The organism is Roseivivax sp. CAU 1753, assembly GCF_054482575.1.
The window spans coordinates 225,952-249,990 of sequence record NZ_JBTLRF010000003.1; the positions used below are offsets into that span (position 1 = coordinate 225,952).

At 66.2% G+C, this 24,039-nt stretch carries 24 protein-coding genes and 2 tRNA genes; 13 read left to right on the forward strand and 13 right to left on the reverse strand.

What is annotated here, in order from left to right; translation table 11 throughout:
- Positions 1–175: 175 nt before the first annotated feature.
- From ACXYMN_RS08590 to ACXYMN_RS08615, 6 genes are all read left to right on the forward strand, one after another.
- Positions 176–1,324, forward strand: coding sequence for an alpha-hydroxy acid oxidase (locus tag ACXYMN_RS08590; protein ID WP_459013159.1), 1,149 nt, complete (start codon positions 176–178; stop codon positions 1,322–1,324).
- Positions 1,325–1,379: 55 nt separating this feature from the next.
- Entirely contained in the window at positions 1,380–4,826 is a 3,447-nt protein-coding gene (locus ACXYMN_RS08595) for a pyruvate carboxylase (RefSeq protein ID WP_459013160.1), read from the forward strand.
- Between the two features lie 160 nt (positions 4,827–4,986).
- The gene (locus tag ACXYMN_RS08600) at positions 4,987–5,391 is read left to right on the forward strand and encodes a rhodanese-like domain-containing protein (RefSeq protein WP_459013161.1); all 405 of its coding nucleotides are present in this window, start codon (positions 4,987–4,989) and stop codon (positions 5,389–5,391) included.
- Positions 5,392–5,402: 11 nt separating this feature from the next.
- Entirely contained in the window at positions 5,403–5,792 is a 390-nt protein-coding gene (locus tag ACXYMN_RS08605; RefSeq protein WP_459013163.1) for an MAPEG family protein, read from the forward strand.
- A 97-nt stretch (positions 5,793–5,889) separates the two neighbouring features.
- Positions 5,890–5,964 (forward strand) — tRNA-Gly (locus ACXYMN_RS08610).
- A gap of 22 nt (positions 5,965–5,986) precedes the next feature.
- A tRNA-Gly gene (locus ACXYMN_RS08615) sits at positions 5,987–6,061 on the forward strand.
- A gap of 319 nt (positions 6,062–6,380) precedes the next feature.
- Here ACXYMN_RS08615 and ACXYMN_RS08620 read toward each other — a convergent pair.
- Positions 6,381–9,047, reverse strand: a complete 2,667-nt coding sequence (locus ACXYMN_RS08620; RefSeq protein ID WP_459013164.1) for a metallopeptidase domain-containing protein — start codon at positions 9,045–9,047, stop codon at positions 6,381–6,383.
- A gap of 472 nt (positions 9,048–9,519) precedes the next feature.
- Entirely contained in the window at positions 9,520–9,759 is a 240-nt protein-coding gene (locus tag ACXYMN_RS08625) for an Lrp/AsnC family transcriptional regulator (RefSeq protein WP_459013165.1), read from the reverse strand.
- A gap of 132 nt (positions 9,760–9,891) precedes the next feature.
- On the opposite strand from ACXYMN_RS08625, the gene hisB reads away from it, so the two are divergent.
- From hisB to ACXYMN_RS08640, 3 genes are read left to right on the forward strand one after another with little or no spacing between them, the layout of a single operon-like run.
- On the forward strand, positions 9,892–10,479 hold the full coding sequence (gene hisB / locus ACXYMN_RS08630; protein ID WP_459013166.1) for an imidazoleglycerol-phosphate dehydratase HisB: 588 nt from the start codon (positions 9,892–9,894) through the stop codon (positions 10,477–10,479).
- A 2-nt stretch (positions 10,480–10,481) separates the two neighbouring features.
- Positions 10,482–11,120, forward strand: coding sequence for an imidazole glycerol phosphate synthase subunit HisH (hisH, locus tag ACXYMN_RS08635; protein WP_459013168.1), 639 nt, complete (start codon positions 10,482–10,484; stop codon positions 11,118–11,120).
- Positions 11,108–11,797 carry a Dph6-related ATP pyrophosphatase gene (locus tag ACXYMN_RS08640; protein ID WP_459013169.1) on the forward strand — a complete coding sequence of 230 codons (690 nt, stop codon included), beginning with the start codon at positions 11,108–11,110 and terminating at the stop codon, positions 11,795–11,797. Before hisH ends, ACXYMN_RS08640 begins: the two co-directional genes overlap by 13 nt.
- 90 nt (positions 11,798–11,887) lie before the next feature.
- On the opposite strand, the gene ACXYMN_RS08645 is transcribed toward ACXYMN_RS08640, so the two are convergent.
- The gene (locus ACXYMN_RS08645; RefSeq protein ID WP_459013170.1) at positions 11,888–12,274 is read right to left on the reverse strand and encodes a DUF2147 domain-containing protein; all 387 of its coding nucleotides are present in this window, start codon (positions 12,272–12,274) and stop codon (positions 11,888–11,890) included.
- A 135-nt stretch (positions 12,275–12,409) separates the two neighbouring features.
- Here ACXYMN_RS08645 and hisA point away from each other — a divergent pair, with 135 nt between their 5' ends.
- Positions 12,410–13,129, forward strand: coding sequence for a 1-(5-phosphoribosyl)-5-[(5-phosphoribosylamino)methylideneamino]imidazole-4-carboxamide isomerase (hisA, locus tag ACXYMN_RS08650; RefSeq protein ID WP_459013172.1), 720 nt, complete (start codon positions 12,410–12,412; stop codon positions 13,127–13,129).
- Between the two features lie 76 nt (positions 13,130–13,205).
- Here the strand turns inward: hisA and ACXYMN_RS08655 are convergent, their stop codons facing one another.
- Positions 13,206–13,661, reverse strand: a complete 456-nt coding sequence (locus ACXYMN_RS08655) for a DUF302 domain-containing protein (RefSeq protein WP_459013173.1) — start codon at positions 13,659–13,661, stop codon at positions 13,206–13,208.
- Between the two features lie 215 nt (positions 13,662–13,876).
- Between ACXYMN_RS08655 and hisF the strand changes: the two genes are divergently transcribed.
- Genes hisF through ACXYMN_RS08670 form a run of 3 tightly spaced genes read left to right on the forward strand, consistent with a single transcriptional unit; the run spans position 13,877 to position 15,851 of the window.
- Positions 13,877–14,635 carry an imidazole glycerol phosphate synthase subunit HisF gene (hisF, locus tag ACXYMN_RS08660; RefSeq protein ID WP_459013174.1) on the forward strand — a complete coding sequence of 253 codons (759 nt, stop codon included), beginning with the start codon at positions 13,877–13,879 and terminating at the stop codon, positions 14,633–14,635.
- Positions 14,632–14,955: a phosphoribosyl-ATP diphosphatase gene (locus ACXYMN_RS08665; RefSeq protein WP_459013176.1), complete on the forward strand. Its 324-nt coding sequence runs from the start codon at positions 14,632–14,634 to the stop codon at positions 14,953–14,955. Before hisF ends, ACXYMN_RS08665 begins: the two co-directional genes overlap by 4 nt.
- The gene (locus tag ACXYMN_RS08670; protein ID WP_459013178.1) at positions 14,952–15,851 is read left to right on the forward strand and encodes a DMT family transporter; all 900 of its coding nucleotides are present in this window, start codon (positions 14,952–14,954) and stop codon (positions 15,849–15,851) included. Before ACXYMN_RS08665 ends, ACXYMN_RS08670 begins: the two co-directional genes overlap by 4 nt.
- A gap of 58 nt (positions 15,852–15,909) precedes the next feature.
- Here ACXYMN_RS08670 and ACXYMN_RS08675 read toward each other — a convergent pair whose 3' ends face one another.
- The 9 genes from ACXYMN_RS08675 to ACXYMN_RS08715 form a co-directional block, all read right to left on the reverse strand.
- On the reverse strand, positions 15,910–17,169 hold the full coding sequence (locus ACXYMN_RS08675) for an aminotransferase class V-fold PLP-dependent enzyme (RefSeq protein ID WP_459013179.1): 1,260 nt from the start codon (positions 17,167–17,169) through the stop codon (positions 15,910–15,912).
- Positions 17,166–17,363: a DNA gyrase inhibitor YacG gene (locus ACXYMN_RS08680; RefSeq protein WP_459013180.1), complete on the reverse strand. Its 198-nt coding sequence runs from the start codon at positions 17,361–17,363 to the stop codon at positions 17,166–17,168. The genes ACXYMN_RS08675 and ACXYMN_RS08680 overlap by 4 nt, the downstream gene beginning before the upstream one ends.
- Entirely contained in the window at positions 17,360–18,379 is a 1,020-nt protein-coding gene (locus ACXYMN_RS08685) for a ribonuclease E/G (RefSeq protein ID WP_459013181.1), read from the reverse strand. The genes ACXYMN_RS08680 and ACXYMN_RS08685 overlap by 4 nt, the downstream gene beginning before the upstream one ends.
- The gene (locus tag ACXYMN_RS08690; protein ID WP_459013182.1) at positions 18,376–18,957 is read right to left on the reverse strand and encodes a Maf family protein; all 582 of its coding nucleotides are present in this window, start codon (positions 18,955–18,957) and stop codon (positions 18,376–18,378) included. The genes ACXYMN_RS08685 and ACXYMN_RS08690 overlap by 4 nt, the downstream gene beginning before the upstream one ends.
- A gap of 72 nt (positions 18,958–19,029) precedes the next feature.
- Positions 19,030–19,248 (reverse strand): translation initiation factor IF-1, encoded by a 219-nt coding sequence (infA, locus tag ACXYMN_RS08695; protein WP_005978431.1) that lies wholly within the window; start codon positions 19,246–19,248, stop codon positions 19,030–19,032.
- 85 nt (positions 19,249–19,333) lie between these two features.
- On the reverse strand, positions 19,334–20,236 hold the full coding sequence (locus tag ACXYMN_RS08700; protein WP_459013183.1) for a carbon-nitrogen hydrolase family protein: 903 nt from the start codon (positions 20,234–20,236) through the stop codon (positions 19,334–19,336).
- 5 nt (positions 20,237–20,241) lie between these two features.
- A complete protein-coding gene (locus ACXYMN_RS08705) occupies positions 20,242–20,535 on the reverse strand; it encodes a GNAT family N-acetyltransferase (protein WP_459013184.1) in 294 nt (97 codons plus the stop codon).
- 224 nt (positions 20,536–20,759) lie between these two features.
- A complete protein-coding gene (gene topA / locus ACXYMN_RS08710) occupies positions 20,760–23,351 on the reverse strand; it encodes a type I DNA topoisomerase (protein ID WP_459013185.1) in 2,592 nt (863 codons plus the stop codon).
- Positions 23,352–23,827: 476 nt separating this feature from the next.
- The gene (locus tag ACXYMN_RS08715; RefSeq protein ID WP_459013186.1) at positions 23,828–23,989 is read right to left on the reverse strand and encodes a hypothetical protein; all 162 of its coding nucleotides are present in this window, start codon (positions 23,987–23,989) and stop codon (positions 23,828–23,830) included.
- Between the last annotated feature and the right edge of the window lie 50 nt (positions 23,990–24,039).

A 24,039-nucleotide genomic window follows, 5' to 3' on the forward strand; every position in this document is an offset into this window, starting at 1 on the left:
CCTCCCTCTCCCCCCCCCCCCCCCCCCCCCCCCCCCCCCCCCCCCCCCCCCCCCCCCCCCCCCCCCCCCCCCCCCCCCCCCGCCCGGTGATCGGCACGATCAGCGGGCCAGATATGCCTGCGCCGTTCGCAGCCTTCTGGACAAAGCCCTCGACGCACAGGCTAATGCGGACACCATGAAAAATGACAGCCGATACCCCGCCATCTCCGACCTCAAGGCCCGCGCGCAGGCGCGGCTGCCGCGCTTTGTCTGGGATTACCTCGACAGCGCGACCGGCCGCGAGGCGACGCAGCGCCGGAACCGCGAAAGCCTCGACCGGATCACCTTCGCCCCCTCGATCCTGCACGGGGAAGTGGCGCCCGCGCTTGCCACGACGCTGCTGGGCGAGACCTATGCCGCGCCGTTCGGGATCGCGCCCGTGGGCATGTCGGGCCTGATCTGGCCCGATGCCGAAACCATCCTGGCCCGGGCCGCGACCGACGCGGGCCTGCCCTACACGCTGTCGACCGTGGCCGCCACGACACCCGAAACGGTCGGGCCGCATACGGGCGGGCGCGGCTGGTACCAGCTTTATCCGCCCCGCGACCCCGAGATCCGGCGCGACTTTCTGAGCCGCGCGAAAACCTCCGGCTTCTCGACCCTGGTGCTGACCGTCGACGTGCCCGTGGCCTCGCGCCGCGAACGGCAGGTGAAGGGCGGATTGACCCAACCCCCGAAGCTGACGGCGCGGCTCTTGGCCCAGACCGCGCTGCGGCCCGCTTGGGCGTTGGCGATGGCGCGGCGCGGCGCGCTGCCCCGGATGGAGTCGCTTGACCGGTACACCGCCACGACGCAAAGCCTCTCGTCGACCGCGCATGTGGGCTATCTGCTGCGCACCGCCCCCGACTGGGACTACCTGCGCTGGCTGCGCGACCATTGGGACGGACCGCTTGTGGTCAAGGGCGTGCTGCGCGCCTCAGATGCAAAACGGCTGGCGGATGAGGGGGTCGACGCGCTCTGGGTGTCGAACCATGCCGGGCGGCAGTTCGACGCGGCCCCCGCCAGCATCGACGCCCTGCCCGCCATCCGCGCCGCCACCGACCTGCCGATCCTGTTCGACAGCGGCATCGACGGCGGTCTCGACATCCTGCGCGCCATCGCGCTCGGGGCGGATTTCGTCATGCTGGGCCGGGCCTGGCACTATGCGCTCGCCGCCCTTGGCCCCAAGGGGCCCGCGCACCTCGTTCATATCCTGACCAGCGATCTTGCCGCAAATTTAGGCCAATTGGGTGTCGCGCACCCGAAAGACCTGCGCGGACATGCGCTTCTGCCGACGCCCGGTTGAGTGACCCGTCGCAGTTCCATAAAATACCGTCACGCCAACGCCAGAAGGACGCCCAATGCCCGAGTTCCAGAAGATTCTCATCGCCAATCGCGGAGAGATCGCGATCCGCATCATGCGTGCGGCCAACGAGATGGGAAAGAAGACCGTCGCGGTCTTCGCCGAACAGGACAAGCTGGGGCTGCACCGCTTCAAGGCCGATGAGGCCTACCGCATCGGCGAGGGGCTCGGCCCGGTCCAGGCCTACCTGTCGATCCCCGACATCATCCGCGTCGCCCGCGAATCCGGCGCCGACGCGATCCACCCGGGCTATGGCCTGCTGTCGGAAAACCCCGAATTTGTCGATGCCTGCGACGCCGCCGGGATCGTCTTCATCGGCCCGCGCGCCGAAACCATGCGGGCGCTGGGCGACAAGGCCAGCGCCCGCCGGGTCGCCATCGAGGCGGGCGTGCCGGTCATTCCCGCCACCGAGGTGCTGGGCGATGACATGGACGCGATCCGCGCCGAGGCCCGCGCGGTCGGCTACCCCTTGATGCTCAAGGCGTCCTGGGGCGGCGGCGGGCGCGGCATGCGGCCCATCCCCTCCGAGGACGTGCTGGAAGACATGGTCCGCGAAGGTCGCCGCGAGGCCGAGGCCGCCTTTGGCAACGGGGAGGGCTACCTCGAAAAGATGATCACCCGCGCGCGCCACGTCGAGGTGCAGATCCTCGGCGACAAGATGGGCAACATCTACCATCTCTACGAACGCGACTGCTCGGTCCAGCGCCGCAACCAGAAGGTCGTCGAACGCGCCCCGGCCCCCTACCTGACCGACGCCCAGCGCGCCGAGATCTGCGAACTGGGCCGCAAGATCTGCGCCCATGTGAACTACGAATGCGCCGGCACCGTCGAGTTCCTGATGGATATGGACACCGACGCCTTCTACTTCATCGAGGTCAATCCGCGGGTGCAGGTCGAACACACCGTCACCGAGGAAGTGACCGGCATCGACATCGTGCAGGCGCAGATCATGATCGCCGAGGGCAAGGACCTGGCCGAGGCCACCGGCAAGGCGTCGCAGGCCGACATCACGCTCAACGGGCACGCGCTTCAGACCCGGATCACCACCGAGGATCCGGCCAACAACTTCATCCCCGATTACGGCCGCCTCAGCGCCTACCGCTCGGCCACCGGCATGGGCATCCGGCTTGATGGCGGCACCGCCTATACCGGGGGTGTGATCACCCGCTATTACGATTCGCTGCTGGTCAAGGTCACCGCCTGGGCCGCGACGCCGGAAAAGGCGATCAAGCGGATGGACCGGGCGCTGCGCGAGTTCCGTATCCGGGGGGTATCGACCAATATCGAGTTCGTCGAAAACCTGCTGCGGCATCCGACCTTCCTCAACAACCAGTACACCACCACCTTCATCGACAACACGCCCGAGTTGTTCGACTTCAAGCCGCGTCAGGATCGCGGCACCAAGGTGCTGACCTATATCGCCGACATCACCGTCAACGGACACCCCGAGACCAAGGGCCGTGCCCGCCCCGCGCCCGATCTCAAGCCCGCCCGCGCGCCGGTGCCGAAGGTCGACACGCCCGCCCCAGGCACCCGCAACCTGCTTGAGGAAAAGGGCCCGCAAGCGGTGGCCGACTGGATGGCCGCGCAGACACAGCTGCTGATCACCGACACCACCATGCGCGACGGGCACCAGTCGCTGCTGGCCACGCGGATGCGCTCGCTCGATATGATCAAGGTGGCACCCAGCTATGCCGCGAACCTGCCGCAGCTTTTCTCGGTAGAATGCTGGGGCGGGGCCACCTTCGACGTCGCCTTCCGTTTCCTGCAGGAATGCCCGTGGCAGCGTCTGCGCGACATTCGCGCCAAGATGCCGAACCTGATGACGCAGATGCTGCTGCGCGCCTCGAACGGGGTCGGATACACCAACTACCCCGACAACGTGGTCCAGGGTTTCGTCAAACAGGCCGCGCTTTCTGGGGTCGATGTGTTCCGGGTCTTCGATTCGCTGAACTGGGTCGAGAACATGCGCGTCGCGATGGATGCGGTGCTCGAGACCGGCAAGGTCTGCGAAGGCGCGATCTGCTATACCGGCGACATCAACGATCCCGACCGCGCCAAGTACGACCTCAAGTATTACGTCGCCATGGGCAAGGACCTGCGCGACGCGGGCGCGCATATTCTCGGACTGAAAGACATGGCGGGCCTGCTGAAACCCGCCGCCGCCGGGCCGCTGATCACCGCGCTGAAGAACGAGGTCGGCCTGCCCATTCACTTCCACACGCACGACACCTCGGGTGCCGCCATCGCGACCGTCATGGCCGCCGCCGAGGCTGGCGTCGACGCGGTCGATGCGGCGATGGATGCGCTGTCGGGCAACACCTCGCAGCCGACGCTGGGTTCCATCGTCGAGGCGATGCGCTTTACCCCGCGCGAAACCGGCCTCGATATCGAGTCGATCCGCGAGATTTCCAACTACTGGGAGGCGGTGCGCGGCCAATACGCGGCCTTCGAATCCTCGCTGCAGGCCCCCGCCTCCGAGGTTTACCTGCACGAAATGCCGGGCGGGCAGTTCACCAACCTCAAGGCGCAGGCACGCTCGATGGGGCTCGAGGAACGCTGGCACGAGGTCGCCCATACCTATGCCCAGGTGAACCAGATGTTCGGCGACATCGTGAAGGTCACGCCGTCGTCGAAAGTGGTGGGCGACATGGCGCTGATGATGGTGTCGCAGAACCTGACCCGTGCCGATGTCGAGGATCCCGCGCGCGACATCTCGTTTCCCGACTCGGTGATCGACATGATGCGCGGCAGCCTCGGGCAACCCCCGGGCGGCTGGCCGGAGGCGATCCAGAAAAAGGTGCTGAAGGGCGAGGCGCCGTTCACCGACCGCCCCGGCAAGCATCTTCCGCCGGTCGATTTCGAAGCCGCCCGCGCGGAATTGTCGGCCAAGTTCGAGGATGCAACCTTCGACGACGAGGATCTGAACGCCTATCTGATGTATCCCAAGGTCTTCACCGACTATTTCGGCCGCCATCAGCAATACGGCCCGGTGCGCACCCTGCCGACGCGGACGTTCTTTTACGGCATGGAACCCGGAGAGGAGATCACCGCCGAGATCGACCCCGGCAAGACGCTCGAAATCCGGCTGATCGCGCTGGGCGAGACCCAGGACAACGGCGAGGTGCGGGTGTTCTTCGAACTGAACGGCCAGCCCCGGTCGGTCCGGGTGATCGACCGCGAAAAGATCGGAGGCCGGGCCGTGGCCCCCAAGGCCGAGCCTGGCAACCCGAACCATGTCGGCGCGCCGATGCCCGGGGTGGTGGCGACCGTCGCGGCAGAGGCGGGCAAGCCGGTCAAGAAGGGCGACCTGCTGCTGACCATCGAGGCGATGAAGATGGAAACCGGGCTGCACGCCGAACGCGACGCCGTGGTCAAGGCCGTGCACGCCGCGCCCGGCGCGCAGATCGACGCCAAGGACCTGCTGGTGGAATACGAGGCCTGAGCCGGCCCCGGCGCGTCCGCAACCGGGCGCGTCAGGGACCGGACGGCCCACCCCTGACCGCCCCGGTGCCGCAGCCTCTGCGCCGCGTGCCCGCGCCCTTGCCTTTGCCGGTTCGCTCCCGCACCCTTGACCGAGCTTCACGACAGGACCCGCAGAACTTATGACCAGCCTCAAGATCACCGCTGCCGACCTCGTTGCCGAAGCGCGCAGCCAAATCCCGGAAGTCACCACCCACGAGGCCCTCGCCATGGCGAAAGAGCCCGACGTGATCTTCGTCGACATCCGCGATGTGCGCGAACGCGCCAAGGCCGGTTTCATTCCCGGGTCGGTCCATGCGCCGCGCGGCATGCTCGAGTTCTGGATCGACCCCGAAAGCCCCTATCACCGCGATGTTTTTGCCCAGCAGAACAAGCGCTTCGTGCTGCATTGCGCCAGCGGATGGCGGTCCGCGTTGGCGGTCTTCCAGTTGCAGAAGATGGGGTTCGAGTGCGCGCATATGAAGGACGGCTTCAACGATTGGGTCGCCCAGGGCGGCGCGGTCGAAAAAGACGAGAGGTCGCGTTGATGGAGACCGTTATGCAGGTCGCCGTGACTCCGGTCTATGCCGGGCTTCTGGGCCTTGTCTATCTGGCGCTGACATGGCGCGTGATCACGCGCCGGGGCGAGACCAGGACCTCGCTTGGCGATGGCGGCGATACCGCGCTGACCCGCCGCATCCGGGCGCATGCCAATTTCGCCGAGTTCGCGCCGCTCGGGCTGGTGCTGCTGCTTGTGACCGAGTTGATGGGCGCGCCCGCAATCGCGCTGCACCTGGCCGGGCTGTCGCTGCTTCTGGGCCGGGCGATGCACGGTCTGGCGCTGACCCGCGAGACCCCGTCGATGCCGCTCCGCTCGGGCGGCATGGTGCTGACATTGCTGATGATCCTTGCGACATCTCTGGCGCTTGTGGCGCACAGCCTGTGGTAGCGCGCCGCCCCCGGCACAAAAAATCGCGACGGCCCGGGGCATTTTCCCCTTGCAGCGCGCGGCGCGATTTTCTACATCCCCGTCACTCGATTGGTTAGCGGGCGTAGCTCAGGGGTAGAGCATAACCTTGCCAAGGTTAGGGTCGGGCGTTCGAATCGCCTCGCCCGCTCCAAATCGAGACCGCCGATGGATATGCGGGCGTAGCTCAGGGGTAGAGCATAACCTTGCCAAGGTTAGGGTCGGGCGTTCGAATCGCCTCGCCCGCTCCATCGGACCCAATTCATTGTGACCGCCCAAGTCACCGTGATCTTCGCGACTTTCCCGGTCACGCTCCCGTCGCCCTCGTGCCGGATCGATGGTCCGCGCGCCGATGGCGAACGCCACGTTGCTTCGGGTGACCGACAGGCAACCGCCACGCCCGACTTGACCACTTTTTATGCATCGAGATCTTTGGCTTGCTGCCGCAGCATGTCGTGCAGGTTCGCCGTCACCCGCAGGCGACGATGCCGCCCCCATTAACCTAACGCCTGATTGCACCCAACCGAAGTGGGCGAGGATCATAGGCGTTTACCCAAGGGTGCGCATGGATCACCGGTCGCGCAACAGATCCCCGAATGCCCCGGGCCGCGTCGGTGAAACCTTGGCAGAAAGCGTTTTTCCCTTCCAACTGACGGTAAAACGCATCGGGGTGGCGCGCTGGTTGGTGTTGGCGAACTGCACTTCGCTGAAGCCCGTCGTTTCTCCGGCCTCGATCCGGATCGGGGGCGCCTTTGCTTGCCTGAGATTGCTGCTTTCGACCTTGAGGGCCACAGGCGTGCGCGACGCTGCCGTCAGCCTGACCTCCAACAACAACTTGCCTTGCTTCCATATCGCGCGCAGGGACGAGATTTCTGGTGCGGGGTCCACGGGCTGAAAGAACACCACCGGCTCTGAAATCGACTCGGCGAACTGCGGTGTTCCGGGGAATTGGGCAATGGCGGCGTGAACATCGCCAAGCGTATCGACGATAAACGAAGTGCCATAGCGCCCGTCTGCACCGGTGGTTGCGGTGAGTTGTATATCACTGCCATTTGCGCGGGACACCGTCAGGTTCACACGCTGATCGGCCAGCGCATCGACAGCGGCCCCATTGCTCATCTGGACAAGCTTGCCCGACAGCTCATATTTGTTGCCCCCGCCAGTAACATTCAGCGAAACGGCGGTCGTGGCCGTCAGCATGAAGTATCGGGGGATGTTCATGACCGGAACAAAACTGTCTCCTTCGTCCATCCACGCGGTGGTCGCCAGTGTCCCGATCTGACCCGGCTTCAGGACATCGGGCAATGGGGGCGTAAAGCTCAGCTTGAAGTGTCCGGACTCGCCAGTTTTCAAGAACATCCGCGCGTTTTCCATCACGTCCAGTTTCCAGCCCTCAGGCAGCGGCTTTGGCAGATTCATCGAAAAGGCAATCAAGTGGTCGCGCTTGTCGATATTGATCACGCTCTGGTCGATATCAAGAGATGGATACGGGCTGGCAAATGCCAGGACCGGGATCTCCAGAAAAGGCTCATAATAGACGTTGTTTAAGAGTTGCAGATCCGTCTCTGCCGAATTGATGTGAATGATCGCGATGGCAATAAAGGAATCCGACGGAGTGATCGTGGTGGTCACGGTCGACGTCCCGCCTGAGGCCATAACCGGTACCGTAAACGGGATGCTTGCGGTTCTGAAAGGCAGCAAGCTGGTCGGATCGGTCAGATCGAATGGAATGGGTATGTTCGGCTCCAACAACCACAGCTCACCGGACATTCCGGCTGGGTTGGCAGCGCTGCCGATATTTCGAAAGCTGATGCGCATGCTGTGCGGCGGCGTCACCGTTGTGACCGAAGGCGGCAGGCTGGACAGCGTCATCGTTGTCGTACTCATCAGCGGATCGCCAAACAGCAGAGGTTCGACAAATACGCCCAACCCGTTGACCGGGCTGTCCAGACGCAAATCGGTGATGACAATGTCCGGGCGCGGCGGCGGCGTCCAGGTGATGAACACGTTGATGCTGCCATCCGCATTTGCACCAATCGGGGTGACTGTCAGCCCCAGCGCCGGATCCACGAAAGGTGCGCCCACCGGAAACGCAGCCGTCGAAGGCGTTGTCACCGGGGCGGGTTCGGTCGGATGCATCAGGGTCAGGGGGCGTGGCGAAAACCCGGTTTCGGTGTTCAGCCAATCCGTATGCCGAAAGACCACCATGCCGCGATTGTAGCCATTTGCGGCGATTGCGGCATCCAGTGGCGTTGCCGATGGATTTCTGAATTCGACGTAATACCCGATAAACGGCACGAAATACCCGATCAGATCGCTGAACGGGCTGGGCAGAGGTGACGCCTCCATGCTGCTGGCGTCGATGCGGATAAGTTCGGGGTTTCCATTGTCATTTCCAGGGGTGTCCAAGCGGATCGGACCGGCAGGCACGGTCGACGGCGTAATGGTGATCACCCGGTTGCCAGGGTCTTCGATCCAGTTGGCCATGTAGCGGGAATAGGCCGTGAAATTCTGCATCCGGTCCTGCGCCATTTCCCCCCATTGCCCGACCAAACGCCCCGGCTCACCGTCAAGTTGATAAAGGTCAGGCAACCCAAGCTGGTGGCCCAATTCGTGCCCGATGGTGCTGAAATCCGTTTCGGCAACTTCGTCGGTCCCAATCACCGCGGCTCGGAGCATCTTGACCCCGGATTTCGGCAATACGAATGGCCAGTGTACCCAGGTCGCCCGCGCCCGCTTTTTTCCATTGACGATGACAATAACCCGAGACACCGTATCGAATACGCCGGGCAGTGCCTCATCGGCAAAACGCGCGCCCTGGAAGAACTCGTTCTGCATGGTTGTCGGATCATCGACCGTGCCGCTGTTTTCGAAATCAAACTGGCACTTTCCCGGAACCGGGATGAATGCAAAAGACGTCACACCCTGCCCTGCGACCGGTTGATGGGTTGCGTCCAGATAGTAGCGATTGACCGCGCCTTCCATCAGCTCGACGAAATCTTCGGCGTTTTCAACTTCCACCAATGTGCTTGGGTCGGCAGGATCGGCACGCAAGAACGGCGTTTCATCCCCCAGATACTCACACATAACCACAACCACGTTCTGGTTCAGACCAACGGAGTGTGCCAGACTGGTCCCGATCGGACCAATCTCGGGTTCCTGCGCGTCCGCCAGTGTCGTGGCAGCCAGGGCGAACAGAACGACAAAAAATGCGCGAAGACCTGAGTTAAAAAACACGGTATTTCCTCCACTGAAAAATTTTTATCCCGGGCATTGACACCGCTAAATATGCGGATGGCTACCGGGTAAAATTAACCAAGAGTTTGATCAATCCGAGGCCATTTGACAAGTAGGGGTAAAAATCCCCGCGCCGACGGCCCATATTAATTCTTGGTTTCAGTGCTTTGCAGGAAAACGCTGGCAAACCGCGATCAACTGCGCCGAATAAATTGGGCGGTTTATCCGGTGTCGCTCTTGGCGTTTTGCGACTCGCAATAAGACAGTCACCGGGACGCTGGACGCGTCGGCTTCGTCCGCGCTGCAGACATATGTCGGCGCCTGGGTAAAGGTCCGCTGTCGGGCGCCGGGCGGTCAAAACCGAACGGTGCTTTCACAGACGACATCGACCACTTTCGGCAGATCCACGCGACGCGAGACGGGCTTTTCCACCTCCGGCGTCATGGTCGGCCTGCCGACCGCTCTGCCCGCCTCAGAACGCCTTGAAGGTCAGCGTCGTCAACGACCGCTCGATCCCCGGAATGACCAGCAGGTTCTCGTTGATGAACTTGCCCACATCCTGCCCGGTCGGCACATACAGCTTCATCAGCAGGTCATACTCGCCCGAGGTCGAATGCAGTTCGGAATGCAACTCGCGCAGCGCGATTTCCTCGGCCACCTCGTAGGTTTTGCCGGGGGTACAGCGGATCTGGATGAAGACGCAGACGCTCATGGGGGCCTCCTCGTGCCGGGACACCCCAAGCTGGCACGGAAGCCGCGGGCGCACAATGGGCCAAGCCCGGCCTTTTCCTCGCCCCGAGCCGCCCCTATAAGCGCGCTGAACCAGCCCCGGAGGACACGCCCCATGCGCCGCGCCGAGATCACCCGCAAGACCGCCGAGACCGCGATCTCGGTGTCCATCGACCTCGATGGCACCGGCGAATACGACAACCGGACCGGCATCGGGTTTTTCGACCACATGCTGGACCAGCTGTCGCGCCACGCGCTGATCGACATGACCGTTCGCTGCGACGGCGATCTGCACATCGACGATCACCACAGCGTCGAGGATGTGGGCATCGCCCTCGGCCAGGCCCTGCGCGACGCCCTGGGCGACAAGCGCGGCATCCGGCGCTACGGGGCCTGTCTCCTGCCGATGGACGACGCGCTGGTGCGCGCGGCGCTTGATCTCTCGGCGCGACCCTACCTGGTGTGGAACGTCGATCTGCCCACCACGAAGATCGGCAGCTTCGATACCGAACTGGTGCGCGAGTTCTTCCAGGCGCTGGCGACCCATGGCGGCATCACCCTGCATGTGGATGCGCTGCACGGCATCAACAGCCACCACATCGCCGAGGCCATCTTCAAGGCCGTCGCCCGCGCCCTGCGCGAAGCGGTCGAACCCGACCCCCGCAAGTCCGACGCCATTCCCTCGACCAAAGGAGCGCTCTGAGCATGCTCACGGCGATCATCGACTACGAATCCGGCAACCTGCATTCCGCCGACAAGGCGTTCCAGAAGATGGCCCGCGAAACCGGCGGCGGCGAGGTTGTCGTCACCGACCGCGCCGACGTGGTGGCCCGCGCGGACCGGCTGGTGCTGCCCGGCGACGGGGCCTTCCCGGCCTGCGCCGCCGCCCTCAAGGGCAAGGACGGCGTCTATGAAGCGCTGGTCGAGGCGGTCGAGCAGAAAGGCCGCCCCTTCATGGGCATCTGCGTCGGCATGCAGCTGATGGCACGCAAGGGCCACGAATATATCGAGTGCGACGGCCTTGGCTGGGTCGATGGCGAGGTGCTCAAGATCACGCCCACCGATCCCGCGCTCAAGGTGCCGCATATGGGCTGGAACGATCTGGTGATCGAGCAGGCGCACCCAGTGCTCGACGGCGTGCGCACCGGCGATCACGCCTATTTCGTGCACTCCTACCAGATCCGCATGGCCAATCCCGATCACCGCATCGCCTATTGCGACTACGGCGAGGAAGTCACCGCCATCGTCGGCTCGCAAAACCGCATCGGGTTGCAATTCCACCCGGAAAAAAGCGCGGCCACCGGCCTCAGGATGATCTCCAACTTCCTGCAATGGACCCCCTGAGCCCGCCGCGCGCGGTGCTGTCCTGGTCGTCGGGCAAGGATTGCGCCTTTGCGCTGCAGGTCTGCCGCCGGCTGGGCCTGGCCCGGATCGAGGCGCTCTTCACGACCGTCGACCAGGCCTCCGCCCGCGTTGCCATGCACGGGCTCCGGCCGTCCCTGCTGCGCGCGCAGGCGACCGCGCTCGGCCTGCCGCTGATCGAGGTGCCGCTGCCCTGGCCCTGCCCGAACGCCGATTACGAAGCGATCATGACCGACGCGGTGGCGGCGCTGACCGCCCGCGGCATCACCCACATGGTCTTCGGGGATCTCTTCCTCGAGGATATCCGCGCCTACCGCGCGTCCCGGTTGCACGGCACCGGCATCACGCCGCTCTTCCCGATCTTCGGCACCCGCGCCCTCAGCCCCCGGCGCGCGCGCGAGATGATCGACAGCGGGCTCAGGGCGCGCATCGTGACCTGCGATCCACGCCAACTCGATGCCTCCTTCGCGGGCCGCCTGTGGGATGCCGACCTGCTCGCCGATTTGCCGGACGGCGTCGATCCCTGCGGCGAAAACGGCGAATTTCACACCTTCGTCTTCGACAGCCCGGACTTCGCGGCCCCCATCGCCCATGACCTCGGCGCCATCGTCGACCGCGACGGCGTCATCCATGCCGACGTGACCCTGACGGCCCCCTGACCACCCGCAACCACGCAAAAAAGGCAGGGACCACGCCCCTGCCTTTCCATTTTCCAAATACGCAGACCCGCGCCCGCGGCCCGCGCGGGATCAGTTCACCCGCGTCCAGTTCTGGCTCGAACACAGCAGCCCGCCCGCGACGCAGCCGCGCAGCTTCAGCGTGTTGCCCGACAGATCCATCTTGCCGAGATAGATCTTGTTGTTCGACGGACGCCAGACCCGGCCCTCGTACTTGCCGCCGCCCTGGGCGGTCATGTTCTGCACCAGCGTCTTGCCCTTGTTGGGCGACTCGTATTCGCTCGCGCCCTTGAAGGTGCGCACGATCACGCCGCACAGCTTGTCGCCGCAGGGGCGCATCTGCACATGCGCGTAGGCGCCGTCATCGACTTCGGTTTTCCAGATGCCCTCGATCGGGTCGGCGAATGCGGCGGTCGCGCTCAGCGCCAGCCCCGCAAGGGCGGTCAATATCGCTTTCATGGCTGTCCTCCTCTCCATGAGACATCGGCACCGTGGCCCGGCCCCGCGCTTCGATCAAGATTGACGCAGGGTCGCGTTGCATGTGCCGTTCCGTCATGCGATCTGGGCGCGAAAGTCTTTTCAGGGACCGCGCTCATGATCCTCTACCCCGCTATCGACATCAAGGACGGCCAGGCCGTGCGCCTTCTGCGCGGCGACATGGAGAAATCGACCGTCTTCAACGACGATCCCGCCGCCCAGGCCCGCACCTTCGCAGAGGCGGGCTGCGCCTGGCTGCACCTGGTCGATCTGAACGGGGCCTTTGCCGGTACGCCGGTCAATGCCGCGGCGGTCGAGGCGATCCTTGCCGCCTGCCCCGGCGTGCCCGCGCAGCTCGGCGGCGGCATCCGCGACATGGCCACCATCGAGGCCTGGATCGACAAGGGCCTGGCGCGGGTCATCCTGGGCACGGTCGCGGTGGAAAACCCAAGCCTCGTGCGCGAGGCCGCGCGCGCCTTCCCGGGCCGTGTCGCCGTCGGCATCGACGCGCGGGGCGGCAAGATCGCGACCAAGGGCTGGGCCGAGGACACCGATGTCGAGGTGACAGAGCTTGCCAGAAGCTTCGAGGATGCCGGGGTCGCGGCGATCATCTATACGGACATCAACCGCGATGGCGCCATGGGCGGACCCAACATCGACGCAACCGAAGCGCTGGCGCGCGCCGTGTCGATCCCGGTGATCGCGTCGGGCGGGGTGTCCTCTCTGGACGACCTGATCGCGCTGCGCGACACCGGCGTGATCGCGGGCGCGATCTCGGGGCGGGCGCTTTACGACGGCGCGCTCGATCTCTCGGCGGCCCTCGCGGCGCTCGGCTAGGCGCTGTCGAAGCCGGGTCCCGGACCTGATCCGGGACTTCGCCTGTGAACTGGTGCAGAACCCCGCCCGGGATCGGTCAGTCCGCCGTGGCAGCTCCGGTCAGCTTCTCCAGCGCGCCGGTCATCATCCCCAGATACGGCGCATCCGGCGCGATCTCGAGATCGGCGAACATGTCCGACGGATCCTGATAGGTGACCCAGACCTGCCCGTCGGCATCCTCATAGGCCAGCACCCGCAGCGGCAGCAGGGTCCCGGCGCGGATGTCGTCCTGCATGGCGGGCGTGCCAAGCTTGGGGTTGCCGAAGATCAGCAACTCGGCCGGGGCCAGCGCCATGTCCACCTTCGCCGCCCCGCCCGCGTGATCGACCCGTGCGAAGATCGACGCGCCCGCGTTCTTCACCGCTGTTTCCAGCTTGTCGATGGTGATCTCGACCGAATGGGCGCTTTGCGTGCGGATATAATCCGCCTGTGCGGACCCCGCGGTCAGGGCGATCAGCGAAATGGCGGCAAGGCGTGCGGCGGGGACGGGCATGGTTTTTCCTTCCGGAGGGTGTGACGCACCAACCCTCTCGCCGCCCATTCCGTTCCACGCCTGCCGGAAAGGCCACTTTGACATCGACGCGAAAAACCGCCCGAAATCCCACGCACCCCGTCGCCTGGCCCAAAGGCGTCGCCAAATCGCACAGCCATTCTTGTGATCCGGCCCCGCTTTCGGCATATCCCCAAGGAACCAGAAGGACCCGAGAAATGCTGAAGACCCGGATCATTCCCTGTCTCGACGTGGCCGATGGCCGCGTGGTCAAGGGGGTCAACTTCGTCGACCTGCGCGATGCTGGCGATCCCGTCGATGCCGCGCGCGCCTATGACGCCGCCGGTGCCGACGAGATCTGCTTTCTCGACATCACCGCCAGCCACGAGGATCGCGACACCATGCTTGACGTGGTGACCCGCACGGCCGAGCAGGTGTTCATCCCGCTCACCGTGGGCGGCGGGGTCCGCTCGGTCGTGGATGTGCGCAACCTGCTGCTGGCCGGGGCCGACAAGGTCAGCTTCAACTCCGCCGCGGTGGCCAACCCGGATGTGGTCTCCGAAGCCGCCGACCAGTTCGGCAGCCAGTGCATCGTGGTCGCCATCGACGCCAAGTCCGTGGGCCCCAACAAATGGGAAATCTTCACCCATGGCGGCAGGCGCGAAACCGGCATCGACGCCATCGACTTCGCGCTGACGATGCAGGCCAAGGGCGCGGGCGAGATCCTGCTGACCTCGATGGACAAGGACGGCACGCGCTCGGGTTTCAACATCCCGCTGACCCGCGCCATCTCGAACGCGGTGACGATCCCGGTCATTGCCTCGGGCGGTGTCGGCACGCTTGATCACCTCGTCGAGGGCGTCACCGAAGGCGGCGCATCGGCGGTGCTGGCCGCGTCGATCTTCCACTTCGGCGATTTCACCATCGGCGAGGCCAAGTCCTACATGGCCGAACGCGGCATCGCGGTGCGGCCATGACCCTTGAGGAACTGGCCCGCACCATCGCCAAACGCGCCAAGGCCGATCCGGGCGAAAGCTGGACCGCCAAGCTGCTCGCCAAGGGCCCCGAGAAGTGCGCCGAGAAGTTCGGCGAAGAGGCGGTCGAGGCGATCATCGAGGCCGCCAAGGGCGACCGCGCCGCGCTGACCTCCGAAGCCGCCGACGTGCTGTTTCATTTCCTGGTCATGCTGGAATCGCGCAAGGTACCGCTGGCGGACGTGATGGCCGAACTTGACAACCGTCAAAAACGCTCGGGCCTGGCCGAAAAGGCCGCGCGCAAGGGCAACCGGGGCGGATGACACCGCAAGCTCGCGGCATCGGCATTGCCGCGGTCCTTGCCGCCGCGATCCTCTGGGGGACGACGGGCACGGTGCAGACTTTCCTGCCGCCCGACCGTGCGCCGTTGGCGGTGGGCGCGCTCAGGCTTCTGGTCGGAGCGGTGGCGCTTTGGGCGTTGGCGCTGGCACAGCCCGAAAGCCGCCGCGCGCTGACCCGTCTTCCCTGGCGCGGCATCGTCTTCGCGGGCATTGCCATCGGTCTTTACAACCTGCTGTTCTTCTGGGGCGTCACCGAGGCCGGCATCGGCGTCGGCACCGCACTGACCATCGGCAGCGCGCCGATCTGGGCCACCGCCTATGAGGCGCTGTTCCTGGCCCGGGTGCCGCCGCCGATGCGCGCGGTCGGACTGTTGCTGTCGATCCTCGGGGTCGGCGTCCTGGCGGTGTCCGGGGCGGGCGGCGTGGCCTCGCCGCTGGGCATTGCGCTGACGCTGGGCGCGGGGGCCTGCTATGCGACCTATTCGCTGGCCACCAGCCGCATTGGCGGTCGCGCGCCCTCGACGGCCATCGCCGCCGCGACCTTCGGCGTCGCGGCGCTGGTCACCCTGCCCGCGCTTTTCGTGCTGCCGCTGGCGTGGCTCGCCGGTCCCGTGGCGCTGGGGGCGATCCTGTTTCTGGGCGTGGCGGCGACGGGCCTGTCCTACGCGCTCTACACCTGGGGCCTGACCCGGGTCGCGGCCTCGACAGCGGTGACGCTGGCGCTGGCCGAACCGGTCACCGCCTGGCTGCTCGCCACCTTCCTCGTCCAGGAGCCGGTGACGGCCTCGGGCCTTGCCGGTGCGTTGATGGTGCTGGCCGGGCTGGCCTTCGTGACCACCGCGCGTTCGGTGCCGGCATCCAGTTCCGACGCGCGCTGACGGCTGTCGCGGGGGCCGCCCCCGCGCGGGTTGGACGGGCCGGAGGCGCGTTCGAAACCTAGCCTAGGATCTTCGCCAGCGCGGCAAGGAACGTCGCCACTTCGGCGCGCGTGTTGTAATGGCACATCGACACCCGCACCGCCGCCGCGATCCCCAGCGGCGTCAGGATGTTGCCCGAGTAGTGATCCGCCTTGCGGATATGGACGCGCACGCCCTCGGCCTCAAGCGCGGCCACGATCTCTGCCGCCGCGCGCCCCTCTGCGGCAAAGGTCACCAGCCCCTCTCGATGGGCATTGTCGGCCCCGCCGATCACCGTCACGCCACGGGTCTCGGCCAGGCCGCGCAGGTTGCCGGTTCCCCAAAGCATCGCCTCGCAGAGCATCCGCTCTTGCGCGGCAATCGCAGCCCCCGCCGCCTCGATCCGCGCACGGGGGTCGGTGGCGCCGCTGACCTCGCCGCCAAGCCAGTCGAAATAGGCCACCACATCCTTAAAGGTCGCATAGGCCCCGGTGTCGCGGGTGCCCAGTTCCCAATGCGCGTCCGGCGCGCCGATCAGCGCGTCATGCGCCAGCGCCGCCAGTCGGTCCGACGCCCAGGCGATGCCGTAGCCGTGGCGCGAAAACACCTTGTAGGGCGAGACGACATAGCCATCGACGCCCGCCGCGGCCAGGTCGATGCGCCCGTGACAGGCGTGCTGGATACCGTCGACGATGATGTAGGCGTCGGGGGCCACCGCCCGGATCGCAGCGGCAATGGCGGCGATGTCGTTGCCGATGCCGGTGACGGGTGAGGTGTGCAGGATCGTCGCCACCCGTGTATCGGGCGTGACATGCGCGGCGTAGGCGTCGGCGGCGACGCCGCCCTCCGCATCGTCATGCGGCACCGCCACACAGGGCCGCCCGGTGATCCCGGCCCAGCGCTGCGCCGCCGAACGGGACGCCGGATGCTCGACGGTCGAGCCCAGAACGATGCCGCCCTCGGGTGCGCCAAGGCAGGCGTCGCGAATGAGGCGGAACAACAGTTCGGTGCCGCTTTCGCCAACCACGACGCGGCCACCCTGCGCGTTGAAGAACAGCCGCGCGTCATCCCGCGCCGCCTCGATGATCGCGACCAATGCCGCCGATGCCGCGTTGGCGCGGCCCTGGTTGTCGGGGATGGCGGCGAATTTTGCGCTGGTTTCGACCACCGAATTCAGGGTCAGCGCGCCACCCGCATTCTCGAAGAAGACGCGCGGACCGGTGAACGGGCATTCCGCGACATGGGCGAAGCGAGCGCGCACGCGCTCAATGAGCTGCCCATGGTCCTCGATCGGTTTCAATGCGTGCTCTCCCCGTCCTCGCGCGCGCGGGCCGCAAGCGCGGCATCCAGCGCTTCTTCCATATCCTCGGGATCGTCCGAGGGCACCGCATACCCGCCCGAAAACCATTTGGCGAGGTCCAGATCGGCGCAGCGCCGCGAACAGAAGGGCCGGTAGGCCTTGACGCTCGGGGCGGAACAGATCGGACAGCTCATGCCGACACCGCCGACAGCGCCACCCGGTCGCGTTTGCGCTGCAGTTCGATATTGCCCATCGGCGTCCAGCCGACGAAATTCGTCTCGACGCTGTCGGATTTCAGCGCCGCGCGCAGGACGCTTTCGATCTGCCGCCGCTCTTTCTTGGGGAACGGCGCGGGGTCGATGACGATGACACCGCCCAGCCCGCGCAGCCGCAATTGCCGGGGCAGATCGCGCAGCGCCTCGATGGTGACCTTGAGCCCGGCCGCGGGCGAGGTGTCGCCGCCGGTGTTCACATCCACCGCAACCAGCGCGCGGGTCGCCTCGACCGCCATGCTGCCGCCCGCCCGAAGCGGCACCACGGGGCTGTCCAACGCGGCCAGCGCATCGGCGACGCCGCTGGCCTCGAACGCGTCGGGCGCGTCCTCGACACTTGCCGCCATGGTCCATTCCCGCCAGGCAAGCTGGTGCGGACCGTCGCCCGCGACCAGCAGTTCGGCACCCTTGCCGGTATCGCCCATGACCTGCTTCGCTAGATCCTGCATCGCGGCGATATCCTCGGCGATGGCATCGGCATCCGCCCCGTCACAGGAGGACCGCAGGATCAGCCCGTGATCGCCGGTCATCACCTGATGCGCGATCTCGAGCAGCGCATCGCGGCTGTCTTCATCGCGGATCCGGCGCGAAATGTTCAACCCGGGCGCGCCCGGCGTGACGATGGCGTAGCGCGACTTGAACAACAGCTTCGTCGTCACCGGCACCGCCTTGCCCGGCTCTGCGTGCCCCGTGACCTGCACCAGAAGCGGATCGCCCGGCGAGATGCCCCGGATCTGGCGCAGATAGGCCGACCCGTCCGGTGTGTCGCAGAAGATGCCGCCCTGCCCCTTCATCGGGCGGTTGGCGATGGCGCGGTAGATCGTGCCGACCGCGGGCTGGTCGCCTTCGAGGAACAGATCCTCAAGCCGGCCATCCACCATCAGGGCCGCCGCCTCGCGCTGCCCGACCCGGCCCAATGCAATCACTGCCCCCTTCATGCGTGGGCCTCCTTCCAGAAATTGACGCCCGCCGCCTGCAACAGATGCGCGGTCTCAGTCAGTGGCAGACCGACAATCGCCGAATGCGACCCCTGGATCCACGGAATCAGCGCCCCCGCCGGGCCCTGGATGCCGTAGCCCCCGGCCTTGCCCTGCCAGTCGCCGGTGGCCAGATAGCCGTTCACCTCGACATCCGAAAGCGGCTTCATCCGGACCTGACTGACCACGTCGCGTTCCCAAAGGCGATCGCCCTTGCGCAGCGCCACTGCGGTGATCACCCGGTGCCTGCGCCCCGACAGCGCCCAGAGAAACGCCGCCGCCGCACCCGCATCCTCGGGTTTGCCCAAGATGCGCCGACCCAGCGCCACGGTGGTATCGGCGCACAGCACCACGTCGTCGGGCCCGGCGGTCACGGCCAGGGCCTTCTGGCGCGCGATGCGCACACAATAGGGGCGCGGCAATTCCCCCTTGTGGGGCGTCTCGTCGATCTCGGGCGGGCGCACGTCATCGGGCACGACGCCCAGCGTGGCCAGCAATTCCAGCCTGCGCGGTGAGCCTGATCCCAGAATCAGTGCCATGGTCATGCGTCCCCCAGACATGCGAGAGGGGCCCGTAGGCCCCTGTCATCGCCGAACCCGATCGCGGTCGGCTTACTTGAAACGGTAGTTGATCCGGCCCTTGGTCAGATCGTAGGGCGTCATCTCGACCTGAACCTTGTCGCCAGCCAGAACGCGGATGCGGTTCTTGCGCATCTTGCCTGCCGTATGTGCGATGATCTCATGGCCGTTTTCAAGCTCGACCCGGAACGTCGCATTCGGCAGGAGTTCCTTCACGACACCGGGAAATTCGAGCGTATCTTCCTTGGCCATTGTCTCTCCTGTAGTGGTGTAGGCACGGCATCCCCGACGGGATACCGTGCGATGCGCTGGTAAATGGGCCGATTTCGCGGGGTTTTCAAGGGCCAATATCGCGCAGGTCCTGCACCGGCGGCGCACCGTCCCGGCCTGCCTGGTCGGCCCAATGGGTCCGGTTGCGCACAACGCCCCCCGCCCGCACCGCCGCCACCGCTTCCGTCGCGACGGTCGCATAGGTCCAGCCCGGCGCATTCAGCACCCCCTCGGCCAGCACGCCGGTCGCCGGAAAGCCGGTATCGGGCGGGCCAAAGACGCCACCCGCGCCGCAATTGGTGTCCACCGCCTCGGACCACGGCGCATCCCCCACGGTCGAGGCCATGACACTGACGCATTGCGCCTCGAGCGCGCGGGCCATGGCCCCGATCCGCACCCGCCAATAGCCCGACTGCGCCTCGGTGCAGGACGGCACCAGCAGGACCGAGGCCTCCGACATCGCCCGACCCAGCAGCGGATATTCGGCGTCATAGCAGATCAGGATGCCGATCCGGCCCAGCCCTGTGTCGAACAGCCGCAGCGGTCCGCCGCCCACCACACCCCAGACCTCGCGCTCGAATCGGGTCATGATCTGCTTGTCCTGCACGCCAATCCGCCCGTTCGGCGCAAAAAACCGCGCGCGGTTGACCGGGCGCGGGCCGATCTGCGGATCGAACACCGGCGCGGAGGCGGCAAGGATATGCACCCCGTAGCGCCGCGCGAGGTCCACATGCAGCGCATCGGCGGCAGGCACCCGGTCCGACACCGCGCGCAGCGACGCCTCGAGATCGCCCGCCACGTCGAGACCGGCCAGCGTGGCCAGTTCCATCGCACCGTATTCGGGAAACACCAGCAGCGCCGCCCCCTGCCCCGCGGCCTCGGCCACCCAGGCTTCAAGCTTCGCGGCATAGGCGGCCCAGTCGGTCAGCACGTCCATCGGGTAGGCGGCGGTCGCCACTGTGAAAGCCATGCCGGTCACAGCTCGAATATGTCCGACCAGTCCGGGTGGCGGCGGCGATGCGCATCGATGAACGCGCACCGCGGCACGATCCGGACGCCCTCGGAGCGGGCATCGGCGACAAGACGCCTGACCAGCGCAAGGCCCGCGCCGGTGCCGCGCATCGCATCCGGCACCCCGGTATGTTCGGCGATGATTCGCCCGGACGCCGCGATCCGGTAGGTCAGCTCGGCCCTGGCCCCGTTCGCGACCAGAACATAGCGACCATGCACCCCCGTAACCTCGCGGGTGATGTCGGCGTCACGCGACATGGCCTGCCGCGCCCAAAGCCCGAAGGCCCGCCCGGACACCACCGTCCGGTGCCCCCGGCATGTCAATTGCGGATACCCGGATCGCCTGCATGGATGCCCCCTTCGATCGTCAGACCCGTCACGTTGTGGCGCTGCCCCTCGGGCGTGTCAATCCGGGCGGCACACCCGCTGCGGGGGACGCAGCACGGCCCCGACCCAGGTCAGGCCCGTGATCCCGGGCGCGGCTATTCGGCGGACTTCTTCGCCGCTGCGGGCTTCTTCGCGGCAGGCTTTTTGGCAGCCGGTTTCTTCGCGGCGGGCTTTTTCGCGGCGGGCTTTTTCTTGGGGGCCGCCTTTTTCTTGCCGGCACCGGACTTGGCCTGCTTTTCGGCGATCAATTCGACCGCCATGGCGACCGTGACGCTGTCCGGCTCGACATCCTTGGGCAGGGTCGCGTTGACCTTTTCCCACTTGATATAAGGGCCATAGCGCCCGTCCATGACGTTCATCGCCCCCCCGGCCTCGGGGTGGTCGCCCAACTCCTTGAGAGGCGTCGCCGCCGCGCGCCCGCCACCGCGCTTGGCGGCCTTTTCCGCCAGCACGTCAACCGCGCGGTTGATGCCGATCTCGAAGACCTCGTCGACCTCCTTGAGGTTGGCATAAAGCTTGCCGTGCTTGACGAACGGCCCGTAGCGCCCGATGCCCGCCTCGATCGGCTCTCCGTCCTCGGGATGCTTGCCAACCTCGCGCGGCAGGCTCAGCAGGGTCAGCGCCTTCTCGAGGTCCATGTCGTCGGGCGACCAGCCCTTGGGCAGGCTTGCGCGGGGTGGCTTCTTGTTGTCTTCGGTCACCGCGCCGCGCTGCACATAGGGTCCGAACCGGCCCGAGCGCAGGCTGATCTCGTCGCCATTGTCCTCGCCCAGAACCCGGTCGCCCTGTTCCGCGGCGTCGCCCCCGATGGGGCGGGTGTAGCGGCATTCGGGATAGCGCGAGCAGCCGACGAACCCGCCGGTGCGCGACGTCTTGAGGTGCAGACTGCCTTCGCCGCACAGCGGGCAGATGCGCGGGTCGGTGCCGTCCTCTTTCGGGGGATAAAGCTGCGGTGCCAGCGCATCGTCCAGCACATCGAGCACCTGCGCGATGCGCAACTCCGACGCCTCGGCGATCGCCGCCGAGAAATCGCGCCAGAACCGGCTGAGGATTTCCTTGTAATCGGCCTCGCCTGCGGACACGTCGTCAAGTTCTTCCTCGAGCGCCGCGGTAAAGTCATACTCCACGTAGCGCTTGAAGAAGTTCAGCAGGAAGATGGTGACGATCCGGCCCTTGTCCTCGGGGAACAGGCGGTTCTTGTCCTTGCGGACATATTCGCGGTCCTGGATCGTCGAGATCACGCTGGCATAGGTCGAGGGGCGGCCGATGCCCAGCTCTTCCATCTTCTTGACCAGCGTCGCCTCGGTGTAGCGCGGCGGCGGCTGGGTGAAATGCTGCTCGGGCGTGACCGATTTCTTGGCGGTCTTGTCGCCCTGGCTGATCTGCGGCAGTCGCTTGTCGTCGTCGTCCACGACGTCGTCCCGGCCCTCTTCATAGACCCGCAGGAAACCGTCGAACAACACCACCTGCCCGGTCGCGCGCAGGCCGACCTGGTCGTCGCGGCTGCCGATCTCGACGGTGGTGCGTTCCAGCCGCGCGCCTTCCATCTGGCAGGCCAGCGTCCGTTTCCAGATCAGGTCATAGAGCTTTTTCTGGTCGCCGTCGCGCAGCCCCAGCGCGCCAGCGTCCTTGGTCATGTCCGTGGGGCGGATACATTCATGCGCTTCCTGCGCGTTCTTGGCCTTGTTCTTGTAGATGCGCGGGCTGCCGGGCACGTATTCCGCGCCGAACCGGTCCTTGATCGCGGCGCGGGCCTCGGTCACCGCCTCGGGGGCCATGTCGATGCCGTCGGTCCGCATATAGGTGATGTGGCCCGCCTCATATAGCCGCTGCGCCGTCGACATGCACATCTTGGCGCCCATGCCGAACTTGCGGCTGGCCTCCTGCTGCAGGGTCGAGGTCATGAACGGGGCGGACGGGTTGCGCGACGCGGGCTTGGCCTCGACCGAGGTGACAGTCAGGTCGCGGCTGGTGATCGCCTGCGCCGCCATCTCGGCCTGGGTCGCGTTTTCAAGATCGTACCGGTCGAGCTTCTTGCCCGCCAGTGTGACCAGCCGCGCCTCGAATTCCTGCCCGCGCGGCGTTTCAAGCAAGGCCTTGACCGACCAGTATTCGCGGGCGCGGAAGGCCTCGATCTCCATTTCGCGCTCGACGATCAGGCGCAGACAGACCGATTGCACACGCCCCGCCGACCGGGCGCCGGGCAGCTTGCGCCACAGCACCGGCGACAGGTTGAAGCCGACAAGGTAATCAAGCGCGCGGCGGGCCAGATAGGCCTCGACCAGCGGCGCGTCGATGTCGCGCGGGCTTCTCATCGCCTCGGTCACCGCATCCTTGGTGATCGCGTTGAAGGTCACGCGGCTGACGGCGGTATCCTTCTTGATCGACTTGCGCTTGGTCAGCGCCTCCTTGAGGTGCCACGAGATCGCCTCGCCCTCGCGGTCGGGGTCGGTCGCGAGGATCAGCGCGTTGTCGTCCTTCAGCGCGTCGGCGATGGCCTTGACGTGCTTGCGGCTGTCCACCCCCACTTCCCAGGTCATGTCGAAGCCGTTGTCGGTATCGACCGATCCGTCCTTGGGCGGCAGGTCGCGCACGTGCCCGTAGGACGCCAGAACGACATAGTCCGAGCCCAGGTATTTGTTGATCGTTTTGGCCTTGGCGGGGGACTCGACAACGACGACGGGCATGAAAAAACCTCTGGAAAAAGACGGGTGTGATATGGCTGCGCAGAAGGTGGGGTGCAAGCGCTCATTCTCAAATCACCCGATTGCAGCGCCTCGGCGATGGGCCCCGGGACCGGTCCGGGGCCGGGCGATGCGGGCATTTGCCGGCAGCCTCATGTGCCATTGCGCCGCAGGCCGGGCCCTGCCGCGCGCCCGCTATGGCAAGGGGGTGGGCCGTGGTCGAGTGCGCTGCCGCCGGCGCGGTCCGCATCCCGGGGATGCGCCGCGCCGTCCGGCCCCGTGGCGCATCGCCCTGCGGCGCGATACGGCATCGCCGCTGGCACAGGCACGCGCAAAAAATGGCACGCGCAGGAAAAAGGCACGCGCAGGAAACGGGCGGAGGCACGAAAAAACGCGCAGACCGCGGGGCCTGCGCGCCTTGGCATCCGCTCGGGATACCCGTGACCTCGTTCGGTCCGGCAACCCGGACCAAACGACGATTACATGCCTGCGGGCGCCATCACGGTCGCGCGCGGATCGATGATCGTGCCATCCTTGGCGTAGATCGGATCGACCTGGATCAGAACGGTGAACGTGTCGTCACCCGAGCTGCAGGCACCCAGCATCAGGGTCGAGGCGATTAGCAATGCAACGGTCTTCATGTCTTTGGTCCCACTCTTCGATTGTATGCCGAGTCTTGACAGCACTCGTT